Below are 17833 nucleotides of genomic sequence, written 5' to 3'. Positions count from 1 at the left end.
GGCGATCCCGCGCGGTCTTCGGCCCCATCCGTGCCAGTGGCAACCGGCCTGCGGTACAAAGGACAAGAGAAGCTCACTCCCCTTTTTGTGACCTGATTAAGCCGCCAGGAGTGTTTCATGCCTGATTATCGTTCCAAGACTTCCACCCAAGGCCGCAACATGGCCGGCGCCCGTGCCCTGTGGCGCGCCACCGGGATGAAGGACGAAGATTTCAAGAAACCGATCATCGCCATCGCCAACTCGTTCACCCAGTTCGTCCCGGGCCACGTGCACCTGAAGGACCTGGGCCAGCTGGTCGCCCGCGAAATCGAACGCGCCGGTGGCGTGGCCAAGGAATTCAACACCATCGCGGTCGATGACGGCATCGCCATGGGCCACGACGGCATGCTCTACTCGCTGCCAAGCCGCGAGATCATCGCCGACGCCGTGGAGTACATGGTCAACGCCCATTGCGCCGACGCCATCGTGTGCATCTCCAACTGCGACAAGATCACCCCCGGCATGCTGATGGCCGCCCTGCGCCTGAACATCCCGGTAATCTTCGTCTCCGGCGGCCCGATGGAAGCCGGCAAGACCAAGCTGGCCAGCCACGGCCTGGACCTGGTCGACGCCATGGTCATTGCCGCCGACTCCTCGGCTTCCGACGAAAAAGTCGCCGAATACGAGCGCAGCGCCTGCCCTACCTGCGGTTCGTGCTCCGGCATGTTCACCGCCAACTCGATGAACTGCCTGACCGAAGCCCTGGGCCTGGCCCTGCCGGGCAACGGTTCGACCCTGGCCACCCACGCCGACCGCGAGCAGTTGTTCCTCACTGCCGGCCGCACCATCGTCGAGCTGTGCAAGCGCTACTACGGCGAGAACGATGAGTCGGTACTGCCGCGCAACATCGCCAATTTCAAGGCGTTCGAGAACGCCATGATGCTCGACATCGCCATGGGCGGTTCGACCAACACCATCCTGCACCTGCTGGCTGCCGCCCAGGAAGCCGAGGTGGCGTTCGACCTGCGCGACATCGACCGCCTGTCGCGCAAGGTGCCGCAACTGTGCAAGGTTGCGCCGAACATTCAGAAATATCACATGGAAGACGTGCACCGTGCCGGCGGCATCTTCAGCATCCTCGGCTCGCTGGCCCGTGGCGGCCTGCTGCACACCGACCTGCCGACCGTGCACAGCCGCAGCATGGAAGAAGCCATCGCCAAGTGGGACATCACCCAGACCGATGACGAAGCCGTGCACACCTTCTTCAAGGCTGGCCCTGCCGGCATTCCGACCCAGACGGCATTCAGCCAGTCGACCCGCTGGCCGAGCCTGGACCTGGATCGTGCCGAAGGCTGCATTCGCAGTGTCGAGCACGCCTATTCGCAGGAAGGCGGCCTGGCCGTGCTGTACGGCAACATCGCGCTGGATGGCTGCGTGGTGAAAACCGCCGGTGTCGACGAGTCGATCCTGGTGTTCGAAGGCACCGCGAAGATCTTCGAGAGCCAGGACAGCGCCGTACGCGGCATCCTCGCCGACGAAGTGAAGGCCGGCGACATCGTGATCATCCGCTACGAAGGCCCGAAAGGTGGCCCGGGCATGCAGGAAATGCTGTACCCGACCTCGTACCTGAAGTCCAAGGGCCTGGGCAAGGCTTGCGCCCTGCTCACCGACGGCCGCTTCTCGGGCGGCACCTCGGGCCTGTCGATCGGCCACGCCTCGCCGGAAGCCGCAGCCGGCGGCGCCATCGGCCTGGTGCGCGACGGCGACAAGGTGCTGATCGACATCCCGAATCGTTCGATCAACCTGCAGGTCAGCGACGAAGAGCTGGCCGAGCGCCGTGTCGAGCAGGACAAGAAGGGCTGGAAACCGGCTGAAGTACGCCCACGCAAGGTGACCACCGCGCTGAAGGCCTATGCCCTGCTGGCGACCAGTGCCGACAAGGGTGCTGTGCGTAACAAGGCGATGCTGGAAGGGTTGTAAGGCTTTCTGGCGTTTGAAAAAGCCGGCGCCTTGTGCGCCGGCTTTTTTATGGCGCTAGAGAAATGCTGAGTCAAAGCTCCCCCCTCGAAGCACATTGGCGCAATTGCGCCAGCAGCAGGGCAACTGAGCGCTTCGGCTTCGCCACCGAGGTCAAAATGAACTGCGCTTGAGGAAGGGATGGCAGCGTTGGCACTTCCTGTAAACCTGCAGTCAGTGCGGACGACCGGGTGACTGGCGTTACACCCAGCCCACCACTGACAGCGGTTATCAGCCCCCCGGCACTTGGGCTCTGGCAAACGATCCGCCATTGTCGCCCCGCACGCGCCAGGGCTTCGATGGCGGCGGCACGGTAGGGGCATTGATCGGAAAACACCGCCAAGGGTATTGGAGTGGTTGCATCATCGGTGGGCAGCGCAACCGGCCCTCTCGCCCAGACCAACGGCTCGGACCAAAGCAGTTCGCCACGTTCTTCGTCGCCGCAGCGGCTCCCCAACACGATATCGAGCCCACCCGATTGAACAAGTGCAAGCAGCTCGCCGGTCAGGCCGACTTTCAGGGAAACCTCTACATCGGGATGCGCCACCGAGAATCGACGCAGGCAGTCGATGATGGGGGCTTTCACCATCTCCTCGCTCAAGCCCACAAATACCATGCCTGAAACCCGACGGCCTACGCCCAGGCTCGCGCGAGCATCATCATGCAACGCCAGGATAGTGCGGGCATAACCTGCCAGCCGGGCGCCCGCTGGCGTCAGGCTGACCGAACGGGTCGTGCGCTCCAGCAATTTGTGCCCAGCTTCACTCTCCAGCCGCCTGATGTGAGCGCTGATCGCCGACTGCGTTAGATGCAGCCTCTGCGCCGCGCGCGTGAAACCACCGTTGTCGGCAACGGCAAGCAAGCTACGCAAAAGCACAGTATCGAACACAGATTAATCACCTATCTCACTCAATATGCAGAGCATACGTCATTTCTATAAACAATCATTCTGAATCAGACTTTGCGCCAAGCACCTGTGCAGTCGAACGCCAGGGGAAGTGTCACCAACGCTGCCAAGGAGAAGCCCAATGGTTGAACGTATCTTGTATGTTTGTGCCTCACCGAGAGGAGAGCGGTCCGTTTCCACTCAGATTGCAGAAGTGTTCCTGACGGCATTGGCCGAGCGCAAAGCCGTGGAGATTGACTGCCTTGACCCTTGGGAATGCGAGCTCCCCGAAGTGGATGGCGCTTTGCTCGCGGCAAAGTACGCAGGGCTTGCCGATGCCCCACTGTCAACCGCCCAGGCTGCAGCATGGGGGCAGATCAAGGCACTCGCTGAACGGTTCCACCGGGCTGATACCTTGGTGTTCAGCGTACCGCTGTGGAATTTCGGCATCCCGTACAAGCTCAAGCATCTGATCGACGCAATTTCGCACAAAGGCGTCCTGTTCACCTTCGATGAGCAAGGGTTGAATGGCATGCTGGGCGGACGTCGAGCTGTTGCAATCTACTCCCGTGGACTTGGTTACGGCTCTGACTCACAGACACCCGACCAGGCTTTTGGACTGGAAAAACCCTTCATCGATACGTGGTTCCGCTTCGTCGGGATTAACCAGGTGCACAGTGTCGTGGTCGAACAGACGCTTGGCCCGGTGGGGGCCAGCGTCCGTGCAAGCGCCATCGAAGCAGTGACCTTGTTGGCACAGAACATCGATCAGGAAGCGGCCCGGACTCTCATCGTGGGCCGCAACGGCTGACAGGCCTCGTTACTGGATCTGCTCCGGTGTCACGATCACCCAGTTCTTGTCGGCGGTCACTGGCAGCCCTTCCTTGGCCTGCGCCGCAGCATTCCTGGCAATCATCCCGTTCAGCTGGTCCATGTACTTGGCCTTGCGATTTATCCACAGGTGAATGCCGCCCTTGCCCACATCCACGCCATGGAATTGCATGTAGCCATCACTGGTCGGCGTATCGCCGCCGACCAGCACCGGCTTTTTCCACTCATCGATATAGGTGAGGATCGCCGCCTGCTTGCCTGCCATCCAGGTGGCCGGGGTCCACAGGTATGGGGTCAGCTCCAGCCCCACGTTGGCCTTGGCATCATAGTGCCCGGCGCTGATCTGCTTGCGTGCGGTGGTCAACTGACCGCTGGCACGGTCCTTCAGCAACAGGCTCACGCCAATCACGTTCTGCGGCTTCACGTTGTAGCCGTACTTGGGGTCCGACGCGACCATGCGCACCAGCTCCTCGGAAGCAGCGGAAACCACATAGACCTCGATACCGTTCTCCATCAGCTTGTTGTACAGCTCGGCCTGGCCCTTGAAGACCTTGGGTGGCTGTACCTCGATGGCCTTGACCTGGTCCCCTTCGTAATAGGTGGCCGGGATCGGTTTGCCGGAGGCCATCAGCTCATCCACCTGCACCTTCAGCTCCTGCAGGGTAAAGCCGGAGAACACCTGGGCCACCCACGGGTAGCAGACCATGTCGTCCACTTCACACAGCCGGTAGTAGTAGCTGAACAGGCTTTCCTTATGCTCGGCGGTGTCCTTGAACGGCATCAGCTTCAACGAGGGGTCGAGCTTGTCGCGGCTCAGCAGGCCCTTGTTTTCCATGAACGGCAGCAAGGCCTCTTCAAGATCGTAGCGGTAGCTGGTGTTGTCCATGTCGAACACCGCGTAGTTACCCTTGTTGGCATTGGCGGCGATCATGCTGTCGAGCTGCCTGGCCGCGTCGGCGGGCCAGTGTTTGAGCTCGGTGGCGAAGGTTTCGATACTGAACAACAGGGACAGGCCGACGGCGACGGCTTTCGGAGCAAACTTCATGTACGAATCTCCTGAAATGACTCAGAAACGCTAGTGCAACAACCTGCGCTGGCAGCCCTCGATAACGACCTCCATGCAGCTGCAAACGCCGCGTTCATTGCAATCCGCGACACATCGTTATTCCATAAACGACTATACAAATTCCATTTGGGTATAAATTCGTTTGTTTTCAGGCTGTTAGCATTTCCGTTCGCAATCGCTCACAGGGGCGATGCCTCTTCTGCTTTTTTCTGCTGGAGCTTCAATGAACCTGCCGCTGTCCCTTAACCTGCTGGCGTTCCTGGCCCTGTTGCTGGGCCTGGCACAAACCCGCCGCACCGACTGGAGCCTGGCCAAGAAGGTATTGCTGGGCCTGGTGCTGGGCGTGGTGTTCGGCCTGATCCTGCATACCGTCTATGGCGCTGGTCACCCTGTGCTCAAGGCCACCATCGCCTGGCTCGATCTGGTCGGCAACGGCTACGTCGGCTTGCTGCAGATGATCGTCATGCCGCTGATCTTCGCCTCGATCCTCAGTGCCGTGGCGCGCCTGCACAATGCCTCGTCGTTGGGCCGCATCAGTGTGCTGAGCATCGGCACCCTGCTGCTGACCACCGCCATCGCTGCGTTGATCGGCATCGTCCTGACCAACCTGTTCGGCCTCAGCGCCGAAGGCCTGGTGGCCGGCGCCCAGGAAAGCGCGCGCATGCAGGTTATCCACAGCGACTACGCCGGCAAGGTCGCCGACCTCAACATCCCGCAACTGCTGCTGTCGTTCATCCCCAGCAACCCGGTAGGTGACCTGGCACGGGCCAAGCCGACCTCGATCATCAGCGTGGTGATCTTTGCCGTGTTCCTGGGCCTGGCCGCGCTGCAGCTGATCAAGGACGATGCCGAGAAAGGCGAGCGCGCACTGTCGGCCATCGACACCCTGCAGGCCTGGGTGATGCGCCTGGTGCGGGTGGTGATGAAGCTGACCCCGTATGGCGTACTGGCGCTGATGACCAAGGTGGTGGCCAGCTCGAACATGGAAGACATCCTCAAGCTGGGCAGCTTCGTGGTGGTGTCGTACCTGGGCCTGGCGCTGATGTTCGTGGTGCACGGCATTATCCTCGCCGCCACCGGCGTGAGCCCGCTGCGCTTCTTCCGCAAGGTGTGGCCGGTGCTGACCTTCGCCTTCACCAGCCGCTCCAGCGCCGCCAGCATTCCGCTGAACATCGAAGCGCAAACCCGCCGCCTGGGCGTACCGCAGTCGATTGCCAGCTTCAGCGCATCCTTCGGTACCACCATTGGCCAGAACGGCTGCGCCGGGCTCTATCCCGCGATGCTGGCGGTGATGGTGGCGCCGGCGGTGGGCATCGATACCTTCGACCCGCTGTGGATCGCCACCCTGGTGGCCATCGTCACCCTGAGTTCGGCAGGTGTTGCCGGCGTAGGTGGCGGTGCAACTTTCGCCGCACTGATCGTGCTGCCGGCCATGGGCTTGCCGGTGGAGCTGGTGGCGTTGCTGATTTCGGTGGAGCCGCTGATCGACATGGGCCGCACGGCGTTGAACGTGAACGGTTCGATGACCGCAGGGGTGGTGACCAGCCAACTGCTGAAAGAGACCGACAAGGATGTGCTGGCTGGCGATGAACATGCCGAGCTGAGTCATTCCTGACAGATTGCCGGGGGCGCGTTGCGCCCCTGTCGCGACACAAGGCCGCTCCTACAATCGCCCAGCGTACGCCGATCAATGTAGGAGCGGCCTTGTGTCGCGATAGGGCTGCAAGGCAGCCCCGGCAATCTCAAACCTTGTCCCAGACCTCGAAATGATACCCAGGCTTGCCTTCCTCAGCCTGCGCCTCGCTCGATACCCGCTTCCACTGCCCCCGATCGAACTCAGGGAACCACGCATCCCCTTCCGGCGACAACTCGACCCGCGTCAGGTACATGCGGCTGACCAGCCCTTTCTCCAGCGCTTGCCCATACAGCTGCGCCCCGCCAATCAGCATAAGCTCATCAACGCCCTGCTCACGCGCCCACTGCTCGGCCCGCACCAGCGCCTCTTCCAGCGAGCCAAACACCTCGGCCCCCGCCAGTTCCAGCCCTGCCTGCCGGCTGACGACGATATTCAACCGCCCGGGCAATGGCCTGCCCAGCGAGTCCCAGGTCTTGCGCCCCATGATGATCGGCTTGCCCAGGGTAGTGGCCTTGAAGTACTTGAAGTCCCCCGGCAGATGCCAGGGCATGGAGTTGTCGATGCCGATCACGCGGTTCTCGGCGTGAGCCGCGATCAGGCTGAGGGGGAGTGATGTATTCATGCCAGCGAGGATAGCACCGGGCGTGTGGGTTATGCTTCTGCCCTGACCTGTGCAATGGAAGACCTTGTGACTGCACCCACTTCACTGGACAAGCGCTGGCTCACCGAAGCGGTACGCCTGCGCGAGGAACATGCCGGCCCGCTGGAGGACCAGGAAGCCAACCGCTGCGCCCGCCAGGCAGGCGGTGACCTGGCGGCCCGCATCGAAACCCGTGCCCTGTTCCTGGCCGAACGCGACGGCATCACCACCGCCCTGCGCCACTGGAAACAGGGCGCACGCCTGGCGCTGCTGGCCTTGCTGGTACTGGCCGTGCTCAGCGGCGCAGGGTTGGCCCTGGCCGCCTTGAGCGACGGGCAGCGCCCGGTGAATGTGTTCTGGGCCCTCGGCAGCCTGCTCGGGCTGAACCTGCTGATGCTGCTGGGCTGGGCCATCGGCTTTGCCCTGAGCGGCGAGCATGGCGCGGGGCTGGGCCGTTTGTGGCTGTGGCTGAGCGAACGCTTTGCCCGTGACGCCAAGGCCGCGCACCTGGCACCGGCGCTGCTGGTGCTGCTGCAACGTCAACGCCTCAACCGCTGGCTGCTCGGCCTGCTGGTGCATGGCCTGTGGCTGCTGGCGATGATCACCGCGCTGGGCATGCTGCTGGCCTTGCTGGCGACCCGGCGCTATGGCTTTGTCTGGGAGACAACCCTGCTCGCCGCCGACCCGTTCATCCACCTGACCCAGGCCTTGGGCGCGCTGCCCTCGTTGCTGGGCTTCACGGTACCCGACGAGGCCATGATCCGCGCCAGCGGCGACAGCCAGCCGGCCCTGGACCTGGCGCGCCAGGCCTGGGCCAGCTGGCTGCTTGGCGTGGTGCTGGTGTACGGCCTGCTTCCGCGCCTGCTGTTGGCCGGGCTGTGCCTGTGGCGCTGGCGTCAAGGCCGCCAACGCCTGGCGCTGGACCTCAGCCTGCCCGGCTACGCGCAGCTGCGTGAAGCGCTGATGCCGCGCAGCGAACGCATCGGCGTCCAGGATGCCGCGCCCGAGGCCTTGCCGCAGTTTGCCGCTGGCCAGCTGGAAAGTGGCAGCAGCGGCGCCCTGCTGGTCGGCCTGGAGCTGGACGACCAGCACCCCTGGCCGCCCGCGCTGCCAAAAAGCGTAACCAGTGCCGGCGTGCTCGACAGCCGAGAATCGCGTAACCGCCTGCTCGAACAGCTCAGCCGTTTCCCGCCAGCACGCCTGGCCATCGCTTGCGACCCGCGCCGCTCTCCCGATCGTGGCAGCCTGGCGTTGCTCGCCGAACTGGCACGCAACGCCGGCGCCACCCGTATATGGCTACTGCAGGCCGCACCGGGCGAGGCCCTGGACGCCCAGCGCCTGGGCGACTGGCACGAAGCCCTCGACCGCCTTGGTCTGGCGCATGCCGATACCTCGCCGCTGACCTGGCTGGAGCATGGCCATGACTGAGCCGCTGAAACTGGCCGTGGTCGGCCACACCAACGTCGGCAAGACCTCGCTGCTGCGCACCCTGACCCGTGACGTCGGCTTTGGCGAAGTTTCCCACCGCCCCAGCACCACCCGCCATGTGGAAGGTGCGCGGCTGTCGGTGGACGGCGAACCTTTGCTCGAGTTGTATGACACCCCGGGCCTGGAAGACGCCATTGCCCTGCTCGACTATCTCGAACGCCTGGAGCGCCCGGGCGAGCGGCTGGACGGCCCGGCCCGCCTCGAGCGCTTTCTGCAAGGCAGCGAGGCACGCCAGCGTTTCGAGCAGGAGGCCAAGGTGCTACGCCAGCTGCTGGCCAGCAATGCCGGCTTGTATGTGATCGACGCCCGCGAACCAGTGCTGGCCAAATACCGCGACGAACTGGAAGTGCTGGCCAGCTGCGGCAAACCGCTGCTACCGGTGCTCAATTTCGTCGCCAGCCATCAGCACCGCGAGCCGCAATGGCGTGAAGCCCTTGCCAGGCTTGGGCTTCACGCGTTGGTGCGGTTCGACAGCGTGGCCCCGCCAGAGGATGGCGAGCGCCGGTTGTACGAAAGCCTGGCCCTGCTGCTGGAAGACGCCCGCCCGGCCCTGCAGCGGCTGATCGACGACCAGCAGGCACAGCGCCTGGCACGCCGCCACAGCGGCAAGCGCCTGATTGCCGAGCTGCTGCTGGACTGCGCCGCCTGCCGGCGCAGCGTCGAGGCCGAGCCGGCTGCCGAAGCCCGGGCCATCGAGGCATTGCGGCAAGAGGTGCGCCAGCGCGAACAGCGCTGTGTCGAGGCACTGCTCAAGCTATATGCCTTCCGCCGCGAGGACGCCCATGCCAGCGACCTGCCGTTGCTGGATGGCCGCTGGGGCGATGACCTGTTCAATCCCGAAACCTTGAAGCTGCTGGGCGTGCGTTTGGGCAGTGGTGTGGCCGCCGGTGCTGCGGCGGGTGCCGGGGTGGACCTGCTGGTCGGCGGCCTGACACTGGGGGCTGCCGCCCTGGCCGGGGCGATTGCCGGCGGCGCGCTGCAGACGGCGCGCAACTATGGGTCGCGGTTGATGGGCAAGCTAAAGGGCAAGCGCGAGCTGACGGTGGACGACACGGTGTTGCGCCTGCTGGCCTTGCGTCAGCAGCAGTTGATGGTGGCGCTGGAAAACCGCGGGCATGCGGCGCAGGACAGCATTCGGCTGGGGGAACTGGATGAGAAGGCCTGGCGGGAGGGCAAGTTGCCGGAGGCGCTGAGCAAGGCGCGGGCGCATCCGCAGTGGTCCACCCTGAACCCTGGGGCGAAGCTGAACCAGGCTGAGCGGCAGGAACAGCTGGAGGCTCTGGTTTCACAGTTTTGATCAAGCGGGTCTGGCCTCTTCGCGGGTAAACCCGCTCCCACAGGTATCTCACATTCCTTGAGATGTGCACTATTCCTGTGGGAGCGGGTTCACCCGCGAAGAGGCCCGCACAGGCAGCCCACATCTCAAAGTAATGCCAAAGCCTTCCGCTTCAACCCATCCAGGTCAATCACCGTCACCCCGACCACCTTGGCCCGCTCATCCCACTCCCTCATCCGCAAGCTCACCTCGAACAGCGGATCCCGCTCGAACACATCCGCCTCGTCCTCGCTCATCACGCCCCCCTGATACTCCAAAGTCCGCCGGCTCGCTTCACTCAACCGCTGGTAATACCCAGGCTGGCGCAAAGTCAGGTAGCGCTTGGCCTCCACGTGATACTGCACCAGCCGCGCCATGCGTTCGCCGAAGCCACAGCGGCGTAAATACTCAGCGCCGATGCGCTCATGGCTGACCACGCCATAGCCGCCCATGCTCGCGTCACCGCCGCACAGGTGGCCGATGTCGTGGAAGAACGCCGCCAGCACCACTTCGTCGTCGAAGCCTTCGGCGATGGCCAGTTGCGCGGCCTGGGACATGTGTTCGAGCTGGGTGATCGCTTCGCCGATGTAGTCGTCACTGCCGTGGCGTTCGTACAGCGCGAAGGTGCTGTCGATGATCTGGGCTGGGGTTGGCATCACCGTCTTCTCCTGGCTTGATTGGGTGGTGGCTTCTTCGCAGCACAAGGCTGCTCCTACAGGTTGTCGCCGCCCCGTAGGAGCAGCCTTGTGCTGCGAAGAGGCCGGTGCAGGTTACTGCTGAGCCACCTTCTCCGACTTGCCGTCATAGCGCTTGCGCCACTCGGCCAGGATCTGGTCACGGTTCTTCGAGGCCCAGGCAAAGTCGTTCTTGATCAGGCGCTGTTCATAGTCAGCCGGCAGTTCGGTCTGCGGCTTGGCAATACCCGGGGCAGCCAGCACGGCGAAGTTCTCCTTGTACAGCTCCATGGCCGCCGGGCTTGCCGAGAAATCAGCCAGGCGCCTGGCCGCATCCGCTTTTGGCGAACCTTTGATCACCGCAGTCGCCTCGATCTCCCAACCCAGGCCTTCCTTCGGCAGCACGATGTCCAGCGGCGCGCCCTGGCGCTTGAGCTGCACGGCCGGGTACTCGAACGAGATACCGATCGGGAATTCACCCGCTGCGGCAAGCTTGCACGGCTTGGAACCGGAATGAACATACTGGCCGATGTTCTGGTGCAGTGCATCCATGTACGCCCAACCCTGTGGCTCGCCGAAGGTCTGCAGCCAGGCACTGACATCCAGGAAGCCGGTGCCGGACGAAGCCGGGTTCGGCATGACGATCTTGCCCTTGTACTCGGGCTTGGTCAGGTCCTGCCAGCTCACCGGCTTGCTCAGGCCCTGCTTCTCGGCCTCGATGGTATTGAAGCAGATGGTCGCGGCCCACACGTCCATACCGACCCAGGCTGGCGGGTTGGCAGCATCGCGGTAGTTGGCGGCAATCTTGCCCAGGTCCTTCGGTGCGTAGGCTTCGAGCATGCCGTTCTGGTCGAGGATAGCCAGGCTGGAAGCAGCCAGACCCCACACTGCGTCGGCTTGCGGGCGGTCTTTCTCGGCCAGCAGCTTGGCGGTGATGATGCCGGTAGAGTCGCGAACCCACTTGATCTCGATGTCCGGGTTGGCCTTCTCGAAGGCTTGCTTGTAGCTCTTCAGCTGTTCGGCTTCCAGGGCGGTGTAGACCGTCAGCTGGGTACCAGCGGCCGAAGCCTGCAGGCTGAACACGGCGGAAACGGCAGCGGCAAGTGCAAGGTGCTTGTACATGGGTAGGTTCCTTACAGGTCAGACGGTCGCGGCGCGTTGGCGCCAGGCTTGGGAGCGGCGCAGCAGGCCGCGTGAGGCTGCGGCCAGCAGCAGTGAAGCGCCGGCACTGGTCAGCAGGATCAACGTCGACATGGCGGCGGCACCACCGACATTGCCGGCGTCATCCATGTTCAGCACGGCGACGGCAGCCAGGATGGTGTCGGGGCTGTACAGGAAGATTGCCGCCGACACGGTGGTCATCGCCGATACGAACAGGTAGCGAATGATGTCCAGCAGCGCCGGCAGGCAGATCGGCACGGTCACCCGCAGGAAGTGCCTGTAAAGCGGCGCCTTCAGCGACAGCGCGGCGGCCTCGAACTCGCCGTCGAGCTGGCGCAGGGCGGTGGTCGCGGTCATCTGCGCGGTGGTCAGGTAGTGGGCGATGGTGCACACCACCAGCAGCCCCATGCCGCCGTAGAACACATGCAGCGGGTTGCCGTTCAGGTTGAAGAAGAATACGTAGCCCAGGCCCAGCACCAGGCCCGGCACGGCCATGGGGATGAAGCTGAGCAGGCGCAGCGCCTGGTTGAGCAGGCGTTGGCCCTGGGTCTTCTCCATCAGGTAGGCGCCGGTGAAGATCACGATGCTGCCGATCAGCGCGGTGCCGATGGCCATGGTCACGCTGTTGCGGTAGGCCAGCCAGCCACCACCGGCGGTGTCCTCGAACATGTAGTGACGCAGCGACAACGACAGGTTGTAGGGCCAGAACGTGACCAGCGACGAATACACCGCCATGCCGATCACCAGCAGCAATGCCGCGCACACCAGCAGCACGATCGCCAGGAAGCAGGCATCACGGCCGCGCGACGGCTTGGGCTCGAACACCTGGGCACGGCCGCTCATGGCTTCGCCCTGGCGCCGGCGCAGCCAGGCATCGACGGTAAAGCTGAACAGCGCCGGCAACAGCAGCACCATGCCGATCAACGCGCCGCGGCCGAACTGCTGCTGGCCGACCACCGCCTTGTAGGCTTCCAGCGCCAGCACCTGATAGTCGCCGCCGACCACGACCGGTACACCGAAGTCGGTGATGGTCAGGGTGAACACCAGGCAGAACGCTGCGAATACTGCCTGGCGCGTGGCCGGCCAGGTGATGCTGGTGAACGCTCGCCAAGGGCCGGCACCCATGCTGGACGCTGCGTCGAACAGGCGTGCATCGGCCAGCGATAGCGCCGACAGCAGGATCATCAGGGCATGCGGGAAGGTATAGATGGCCTCGCCCAGCACAATGCCCCAGAAGCCATAGATGTTGTCGCTGAGCAACCCGCGCAGCAGCCCCTGGTTACCGAACAGGTAGACCAGGGCGATGGCCGGCAGCATCGACGGCGCCAACAGCGGCAGCAGCGAAATCCCCCGCCACAGACCTTTGCCCGGAATCAGCGTGCGTTGCAGGGCATAGGCGAACAGGTAGGCCAGCGGCACCACGATGGCTGCCACCGTGAAGGCCACCGACAGGCTGTTGCCCAGCAGCCAGTGGAAGTTTTCACTGGCCAACAGTTCGCGGGCCGCCAGCAGGCCACCACCCTGGCCCGCTTCTGCGCTGAAGCCGCGCCAGAAGATCGCCAGCAGCGGCATCAGCACCGCCAGCACCAGAAGGATCAGCAGCAGGCTCTTGCCGCCGACGACGAACAACCGGTCGCCCAAGGCGACACCAGCACGCGGCGTGGCTTTGGCCTGGCTCAGCGGCAGGGACATTGGTGCGGCCATCTCAGGCAAACACCTGCAGGCTCTGCGGCGGCAGCGCCACCCAGATGTCCTGCGAGCCCAGCCGCGGCATGGCCTCGGGGGCCAACTCCGCCAGCAGTGCATGGCCAGGCAGCGCCTTGAGCTCGAAGCTCATGCGGCAGCGGTTACCGAGGAACGTTATTTCACGGACCATGGCCGGGAACAGGTTTTCTTCGTGCACCGCCGGGTTGACCGTGATCGCCTCCGGGCGGCAGAACAGCCGGCCGCTGCTGGGTCGGGCCGAACCTGGTGCCAGACGCATGTTCATGCCACCGACCTGGGCATGGCTGTCACTGCTGCGCTGGAACGGCAACCAGTTGCCCTGGCCGACGAACTCGGCAACGAACGGCGTGGCCGGCTGGTCGTAGATTTCCTGCGGGGTGGCGTACTGCTCGACCTGGCCGTTGTTCATCACCGCAATGCGGTCGGCCATCAACATGGCCTCGTCCTGGTTGTGGGTGACCATCAGCGTGGTGATACCCAGCTGGCGCTGCAGCTGGCGCAGTTCGGTGCACAGGTGCTCGCGCACCCGGGCATCCAGCGCCGACATCGGCTCGTCCAGCAGCAGCAACGACGGCGACGGTGCCAGCGCGCGGGCCAGGGCCACACGCTGCTGCTGGCCACCGGAAAGCTGGCCGGGGTATTTCTTCTCGCTGCCGGCCAGGCCCACCAGTTCGAGCATTTCGGTCACTCGCTGGCGGGCCTGTTCACGGCCGCTGCCAGTCAGGCCATAGGCGATATTGGCTTCGACGGTGAGGTTGGGGAACAGCGCGTAGGACTGGAACAGGATGCCGTAGTCACGGGCCTGGGGTGGCAGCTCGGAGATATCGCGCTCGCCGATGTACAACGTACCGCGGTCCTGGCGCTCCAGGCCGGCGATGCAGCGCAGCAACGTGGTCTTGCCGCAGCCGGACGGGCCGAGCAGGCACACCAGTTCGCCGGCGGCGATGTCCAGCGAGACATCATTCAGCGCCGTGAAGGCGCCGAAGCGCTTGTGGATGTTGCGCACTTTCATCTGTGCGCCGGGGGTGGTGTGGTTCATGGCAGGGCCTCATCGAAGAGATGGAGGCCATGCTAGGAAGGCTGTGCGAAGGTTCTGTGGCTTTAGGGCAAAAGCGGGTGATAGTGGTATAGGCAGATTTTGTAGTGGCCTTCAAGGACCCTATTGCCGGCAAGCCAGCTCCCACAGGTACTGCACAGGTTTCAAGGACTGTGGGGTACCTGTGGGAGCTGGCTTGCCGGCGATAGGGCCGGTACAGCCACTACATGGCTATCAGAAGTGCGAACCGGCCACTTCCTGCGCCACCCCAAGGAAGGCCGCCGGCAACCGCGCCTGGCGCCGCTCCTTCAGGCAATACAGGTACTCATGCATCACCGGCGCGTTCTCCAGCGCCAGCACCCGCAACTCAGGGTTGTGCGGCACCTCGTGCCGGGCAATCACGCTGATGCCGATATTGCGCAGTACCGCCTCACGGATCGATTCGCGGCTGCCAATCTCCAGCAACGCCCCGGCTTTCACCCCGGCCTCCTGCATCATCTGCTCGGTGAGCTTGCGTGTGGTCGAGCCCTTCTCGCGCATCAGCAGGCAATGCCCGGCCACCACGTCAATGGACACCGCCTGGCGGTGTGCCAACGGGTGGTTGCGATGCACCGCCACCACCAACGGGTCAGTCCCCAGCACCCGCCGCACCAGCCGCGCGTCTTCCAGCAGTTGCGACGAAGCGGCGATATCCACCCGGTAGTCCTCGAGCATCTCCAGCACCTGCTGCGAGTTGCCGATTTCCACCGCCACTTCCACCTGCGGCAGGCGTTCGCGGTAGATCTTCACCAGGTCGAGGATGTAGTAAGGCGCCGTGGCCGCGATGCGCAGGCTGCCCTGTGCCTGGCCGCTGTTGCGCAGTTCGAACTCGATGTCGGCTTCCTGCTGAAGCAGTGCCTTGACCATCGGCAGCAGGCGCACGCCCTCCTCGCTCAGCACCAGGCGCCGCCCGCCGCGGTAGAACAGCTCCACCGCGTACTGGCTCTCCAGGTTGCGAATCTGCGTGGTCACCGTGGGCTGGCTGAGGCCGAGCTTCTTCGCCGCCAGGGTGATGCTGCCCAGGCGGGCCACCATGTAGAAGGCTTTAAGCTCCGAACTCAGCATGCACGTCCTCTATTTGCGCAACAGGCGCAAGCCGTTGAACACCACCAGCAGGCTCACGCCCATGTCGGCAAACACCGCCATCCACATGGTGGCCATGCCGGCAAAGGTGATCGCCAGGAATATCGCCTTGATGCCCAACGCCAGAACGATGTTCTGCATGAGGATCGCCGCACTTTGGCGCGACAGCCTGACGAAGGCCGGGATTTTCCGCAAGTCGTCGTCCATCAGCGCCACATCGGCGGTCTCGATGGCAGTGTCGGTGCCGGCCGCCGCCATGGCAAAACCGATCTCGGCGCGGGCCAGCGCCGGGGCATCGTTGATGCCGTCACCGACCATGCCCACCCGATGGCCCTGGGCGTACAGGGTTTCGATGCTCTTGAGCTTGTCGGCAGGCAGCAGGTTGCCTTCGGCACGGTCGATACCCACCACGGTGGCGATGGCCTGGGCGGTATGTGGATTGTCACCGGTCAGCATGACAGTCTTGATGCCCAGCTCGTGCAGCTCGGCGATGGCCTGGCGACTGCTTTCCTTGACCGTGTCGGCCACCGCGAACAGCGCCAACGGGCCGGAGCGGTCGAGCAGCAGCACCACGGTCTTGCCCTGGCGCTCCAGCGCATCCAACTGGGCCTCGAGCTCTGGCGAGCACAGCCCCAGCTCCTCGACCAGACGGTGGTTACCCAAGTGGTAAACCTCACCCGCGATGGTGCCGCGCACGCCGCGCCCGGCAAGGGCTGCGAAGTCGTCTACCTCGCTCAAGGCCAGGCCTTGCTCCTTGCCGAACTGGGCAATGGCGCGGGAGACCGGGTGGTCCGAACGCTCGCCAAGGCTGGCGGCCAGGGCTTGCGCGCGGCCTTCGAACAGCAGCTCCAGTACCTTGGCATCGGTTTGCACCGGCTTGCCGTGGGTGATAGTGCCGGTCTTGTCCAGGGCCAGGAAGTCCAACTGGCGCCCGCCTTCCAGGTACACGCCACCCTTGATCAGGATGCCCTTGCGCGCGGCGGCAGCCAGGCCGCTGACGATGGTCACCGGGGTCGAGATCACCAGGGCACACGGGCAGGCCACCACCAGCAGCACCAGGGCGCGATAGACCCAGTCGAACCAGGCACCGGCCATGAACAGCGGCGGTATCACCGCAACGGCCAGGGCAATGGCAAACACCACTGGGGTGTAGATGCGCGAGAAGCGGTCGACGAAACGCTGGGTAGGCGCCCGCGCGCCTTGCGCTTCCTCGACGGCCTTGATGATCCGCGCCAGGGTCGATTGCCCGGCAGCAGCGGTAACGCGGAACTCCAGCGCCCCTGCCTGGTTGATGGTGCCGGCGAACAACTTGTCGCCCACCGTCTTCTCCACAGGCAGGCTTTCGCCGGTGATCGGTGCCTGATCGACGGTGGATTGCCCGCTGGTCACTTCACCGTCCAGGCCAATGCGTTCGCCGGGGCGTACCCGCACCAGGGCCCCGATGGCCACCTCCCGCACCTCTGCTTCCCGCCACTGGCCATCGGCCTGGCGCACGGTAGCCATGTCCGGGGTGAGCTGCATCAGGCCGCCAATGGCGTTGCGCGCGCGGTCCAGCGAGCGGGCTTCGATCAGCTCGGCGACGGTGAACAACACCATCACCATGGCCGCTTCCGGCCACTGGCCGATCAGCACCGCGCCAGTCACGGCAATGCTCATCAGCGCGTTGATGTTGAGGTTGCGGTTTTTCAGGGCGATCCAGCCCTTCTTGTAGGTACCCAGGCCACAGCCGAGGATCGCTGCCAGCGCCAGCGCCGCCACCACCCACTCCGGGGCCAGTGCGGCAAAGTGCACGATTTCGGCGGCGATCGCGGCAATACCGGACAGCGCCAGGGGCCACCAGCGGGTCTTGGCCACTTGCGGTGCGCTGGCAGTGCTATCGTCTTCGGCGCCAAGCGGCTCGGCTTTCATGCCCAGGCTGTCGATGGCCTGCTCGATTTCAGCAGTGCCACCCAGGGTGTGGCGCACGCCAAGCACACGGTTGATCAGGTTGAACTCCAGCTGCTCGATACCGGCCAGCTTGCCCAGCTTGTCCTGGATCAGGGTCTGCTCGGTAGGGCAGTCCATGGCCTCGATGCGGAAACGGCTGAACTGGGCGTGGCTGCTGGCCTTTTCGCTCAGCTGGACCAACGCTGGCGCAGCAGCGCTGCCACAGCAGCTGTGGGCGTGGTGATCGTGCTTGTGTTCGTGGCTGACAGGCTGGTTCATGGGGTCATCCTTAATTTGAGCCTGTTGCCAAGTGAACACCCTGTAGCCACTAT

Annotated in this window: 14 protein-coding genes; 5 read left to right on the top strand and 9 right to left on the bottom strand. The window is 64.2% G+C overall.

The annotated features are described in order from the left end of the window. Nucleotides 1-117 precede the first annotated feature (117 nt). Nucleotides 118-1959: a dihydroxy-acid dehydratase gene (gene ilvD, locus IMX18_RS25690; RefSeq protein ID WP_015272169.1), complete on the top strand. Its 1842-nt coding sequence runs from the start codon at nt 118-120 to the stop codon at nt 1957-1959. A 70-nt stretch (nt 1960-2029) separates the two neighbouring features. Here ilvD and IMX18_RS25685 read toward each other — a convergent pair whose 3' ends face one another. Next, a complete protein-coding gene (locus tag IMX18_RS25685) occupies nt 2030-2884 on the bottom strand; it encodes a LysR family transcriptional regulator (protein WP_015272170.1) in 855 nt (284 codons plus the stop codon). Between the two features lie 139 nt (nt 2885-3023). On the opposite strand from IMX18_RS25685, the gene IMX18_RS25680 reads away from it, so the two are divergent. Beyond that, nucleotides 3024-3692 (top strand): FMN-dependent NADH-azoreductase, encoded by a 669-nt coding sequence (locus IMX18_RS25680; protein ID WP_015272171.1) that lies wholly within the window; start codon nt 3024-3026, stop codon nt 3690-3692. A gap of 9 nt (nt 3693-3701) precedes the next feature. Here the strand turns inward: IMX18_RS25680 and IMX18_RS25675 are convergent, their stop codons facing one another. Next, the gene (locus IMX18_RS25675; RefSeq protein WP_015272172.1) at nt 3702-4757 is read right to left on the bottom strand and encodes an HAD family hydrolase; all 1056 of its coding nucleotides are present in this window, start codon (nt 4755-4757) and stop codon (nt 3702-3704) included. A gap of 244 nt (nt 4758-5001) precedes the next feature. On the opposite strand from IMX18_RS25675, the gene IMX18_RS25670 reads away from it, so the two are divergent. After that, a complete protein-coding gene (locus tag IMX18_RS25670) occupies nt 5002-6393 on the top strand; it encodes an L-cystine transporter (RefSeq protein WP_015272173.1) in 1392 nt (463 codons plus the stop codon). A 127-nt stretch (nt 6394-6520) separates the two neighbouring features. On the opposite strand, the gene IMX18_RS25665 is transcribed toward IMX18_RS25670, so the two are convergent. Further along, on the bottom strand, nt 6521-7036 hold the full coding sequence (locus IMX18_RS25665) for a dihydrofolate reductase (protein WP_039612552.1): 516 nt from the start codon (nt 7034-7036) through the stop codon (nt 6521-6523). Between the two features lie 54 nt (nt 7037-7090). Here IMX18_RS25665 and IMX18_RS25660 point away from each other — a divergent pair, with 54 nt between their 5' ends. Then, nucleotides 7091-8482, top strand: a complete 1392-nt coding sequence (locus tag IMX18_RS25660) for a DUF2868 domain-containing protein (RefSeq protein ID WP_085721773.1) — start codon at nt 7091-7093, stop codon at nt 8480-8482. Then, entirely contained in the window at nt 8475-9839 is a 1365-nt protein-coding gene (locus IMX18_RS25655) for a GTPase/DUF3482 domain-containing protein (RefSeq protein ID WP_061550299.1), read from the top strand. The genes IMX18_RS25660 and IMX18_RS25655 overlap by 8 nt, the downstream gene beginning before the upstream one ends. A gap of 125 nt (nt 9840-9964) precedes the next feature. Here the strand turns inward: IMX18_RS25655 and IMX18_RS25650 are convergent, their stop codons facing one another. The 6 genes from IMX18_RS25650 to IMX18_RS25625 form a co-directional block, all read right to left on the bottom strand. Then, entirely contained in the window at nt 9965-10513 is a 549-nt protein-coding gene (locus tag IMX18_RS25650) for a phosphonate degradation HD-domain oxygenase (RefSeq protein ID WP_015272177.1), read from the bottom strand. A 114-nt stretch (nt 10514-10627) separates the two neighbouring features. Beyond that, on the bottom strand, nt 10628-11653 hold the full coding sequence (locus tag IMX18_RS25645; RefSeq protein ID WP_015272178.1) for a putative 2-aminoethylphosphonate ABC transporter substrate-binding protein: 1026 nt from the start codon (nt 11651-11653) through the stop codon (nt 10628-10630). 18 nt (nt 11654-11671) lie between these two features. Beyond that, nucleotides 11672-13396 carry a putative 2-aminoethylphosphonate ABC transporter permease subunit gene (locus IMX18_RS25640; RefSeq protein ID WP_015272179.1) on the bottom strand — a complete coding sequence of 575 codons (1725 nt, stop codon included), beginning with the start codon at nt 13394-13396 and terminating at the stop codon, nt 11672-11674. 1 nt (nt 13397) lies between these two features. Next, nucleotides 13398-14456, bottom strand: a complete 1059-nt coding sequence (locus IMX18_RS25635; RefSeq protein WP_015272180.1) for a putative 2-aminoethylphosphonate ABC transporter ATP-binding protein — start codon at nt 14454-14456, stop codon at nt 13398-13400. 231 nt (nt 14457-14687) lie between these two features. Further along, complete coding sequence (locus tag IMX18_RS25630) at nt 14688-15557, bottom strand: LysR family transcriptional regulator (protein WP_015272181.1); 870 nt, start codon at nt 15555-15557, stop codon at nt 14688-14690. A 9-nt stretch (nt 15558-15566) separates the two neighbouring features. Continuing rightward, complete coding sequence (locus IMX18_RS25625) at nt 15567-17780, bottom strand: heavy metal translocating P-type ATPase (protein ID WP_217189992.1); 2214 nt, start codon at nt 17778-17780, stop codon at nt 15567-15569. Nucleotides 17781-17833 lie beyond the last annotated feature (53 nt).

Source organism: Pseudomonas shirazica, assembly GCF_015168335.1.
In the GTDB taxonomy this organism is placed as follows: domain Bacteria; phylum Pseudomonadota; class Gammaproteobacteria; order Pseudomonadales; family Pseudomonadaceae; genus Aquipseudomonas; species Aquipseudomonas asiatica.
Note: the sequence above shows the minus strand (reverse complement) of the source record. Positions and strands in the feature narration are given on the sequence as shown.